3 protein-coding genes are annotated in these 2,086 nt (G+C 62.7%); 2 read left to right on the top strand and 1 reads right to left on the bottom strand.

Features of this window, described 5'->3' with window-relative positions; translation table 11 throughout:
• Positions 1 to 342: GNVR domain-containing protein (locus tag PSEWESI4_RS24820; RefSeq protein ID WP_328821949.1), on the top strand; the 342-nt coding region annotated here is incomplete at its 5' end.
• A 47-nt stretch (positions 343 to 389) separates the two neighbouring features.
• On the opposite strand, the gene PSEWESI4_RS24815 is transcribed toward PSEWESI4_RS24820, so the two are convergent.
• Positions 390 to 929: a DUF2058 domain-containing protein gene (locus PSEWESI4_RS24815; protein WP_187673917.1), complete on the bottom strand. Its 540-nt coding sequence runs from the start codon at positions 927 to 929 to the stop codon at positions 390 to 392.
• A gap of 197 nt (positions 930 to 1,126) precedes the next feature.
• Between PSEWESI4_RS24815 and PSEWESI4_RS24810 the strand changes: the two genes are divergently transcribed.
• Positions 1,127 to 2,062: an aspartyl/asparaginyl beta-hydroxylase domain-containing protein gene (locus PSEWESI4_RS24810; RefSeq protein ID WP_187673916.1), complete on the top strand. Its 936-nt coding sequence runs from the start codon at positions 1,127 to 1,129 to the stop codon at positions 2,060 to 2,062.
• The last annotated feature ends 24 nt before the right edge of the window (positions 2,063 to 2,086 follow it).

Below are 2,086 nucleotides of genomic sequence, written 5' to 3'. Positions count from 1 at the left end.
CGGATCGCCGAGATCGAAAAGGAATTGCGGCTGCTGTCCACGAACCGCACGGTCGAGTCACTGCGCAACCGCACCGACGAAGACCTGTTCCTGAAGAAATTGGCCCAGTGGCGCGAGGAAGCGGCCCAACTGAAGCAACTGAACCTCGACATCGGCAGAATGCGCCTGGTGACCGTCGACCAGGTGGCGATAGAACCGACGAAAGCAGAGAAGCCGAGGAAAGCCCTGATCCTCGCGCTGGGCCTGGTTCTCGGTGGCATGCTGGGCCTGTTCATCGCCCTGGTCAGGGCCATGGTGCAGCGCCAGCCTGAACGACAGCGCCACCACGCTCCGCTCGCCTGAGTGGCTTCGGAAACGAAAAGCCGGGCAGATGCCCGGCTTTTTCATGTCTACCACATCAGATCATCGGGGATCTGGTAGGCGGCATAGGGATCGTCCGCATCCGGCGCTTCGGTCGGGGTGTTGAGCAGGACGACACGGGCCGGGTCGCGCTGCTGGATCTTCAGCGCCGCTTCGCGCGGGATCACCTCGTAGCCGCCACCATGGCGGACGATGGCCAGCGAACCCCGGCTCAGCTTGTCGCGCATCAGGTCGTTGACCGACAGGCGCTTGACCTTCTTGTCGTCGACGAAGTTGTAGTAGTCCTCGGTGGTCAGCTTGGGCAACCGGCTACGCTCGATCAGTTGCTTGACCTGCGCCGCCTCGGCCTTCTTCTGTGCCTTTTCCTGCTGCTGGCGGTTCAGCTCCTGGTCGCGGGCGGCCTTCTCGGCCAGGGCCTGCTGGGCGGCCAGCTTGCTGCTGTTGTCGATCTCGGCCTGGCCCTTCTTCTCCAGGCGCTGCTGCTTCTGTTTCTGCTTGCCGGCCTGCTTGGCCTGCTTTTCGTTGACCAGTCCAGCCTTCAGCAACTGATCGCGCAATGACATGCTCATGGTGTGACTATCATCCAATCGTCCGGAACTGGCCGGGTGCATTCAGTGAAAAGGAATCCTCGAAGGGGCAATCCTCCGGTTTGCGCACGCACAGTGCAAGGGCTAAAACCATTCGATAGCCCATGGACATCATTGGCACCATCCGTCTTTTGCAGTAACTAACCGTCAAGCTTCCATCCTCGACGGAATGCGCTCCCATGTCAGTAGCCCTGCTATTCAAGGTGGGCCTGCCCTGCCTGTTCATCGCCAGCGTGCTGTTCGTGCACTTTCGTGGCCAGGCCCGCTTGCCGTTATTGCGCCAGACGTTCAACTACTCGGCGCTGTTCACTCCTTACAACTCGCTGATGTATCTGTTCTCGAGCACACCGTCGCGCCCCTATGTGGAGCGGCGCGACTTTCCCGAACTGGACCTGCTGCGCGACAACTGGCAGACGATCCGCGAAGAGGCCCTGGCCCTGTTCGACGAGGGTTACATCCGCGCCGCCCTGCATGACAACGAGGCGGGCTTCGGTTCCTTCTTCAAGAAGGGCTGGAAGCGTTTCTACCTGACCTGGTACGACGGCCCGCTGCCTTCGGCACGAACCCTCTGCCCGAACACCGTCGAACTGCTCGGCCGGCTGCCCTGCGTCAAGGGGGCGATGTTCGCCCTGTTGCCCGGCGGCAGCCACCTCAACCCGCACCGCGACCCGTTCGCCGGATCGCTGCGCTACCACCTGGGCCTGGCCACGCCGAACTCCGATGCCTGCCGCATCTACGTCGACGGCCGGCCCTACGCCTGGCGCGACGGCGAAGACGTGATGTTCGACGAAACCTATGTGCACTGGGTGAGGAACGAGAGCGAGGTGACCCGGGTGATCCTGTTCTGCGACATCGAACGACCGCTGCCGACGCCGCTTCGCCAGATCAACCGCTGGGTGAGCGGCACCCTGGGCCGCGCCACGGCGCCGCAGAACGTCGAAGGGGAACGGGTCGGCGCGATCAACCGGGCCTATGGGACGTTCAAGCGCGGCGGCGATCGTATCGGTGCCCAGATCAAGCGATTCAAGCGGCGCTTTCCTTGGGCCTACAAGGTACTCAAGCCGGTTCTGGCCGTGCTGTTGCTGGTGTTGCTGTATCGCTGGATCGTGGGGTAGGTGGTTGAGTGGGGCGGGTTGGAG

Source organism: Zestomonas carbonaria (assembly GCF_904061905.1).
GTDB classification, from domain to species: Bacteria; Pseudomonadota; Gammaproteobacteria; order Pseudomonadales; family Pseudomonadaceae; genus Aquipseudomonas; species Aquipseudomonas carbonaria.
This window is presented reverse-complemented; position numbering and strand designations above follow the sequence as displayed.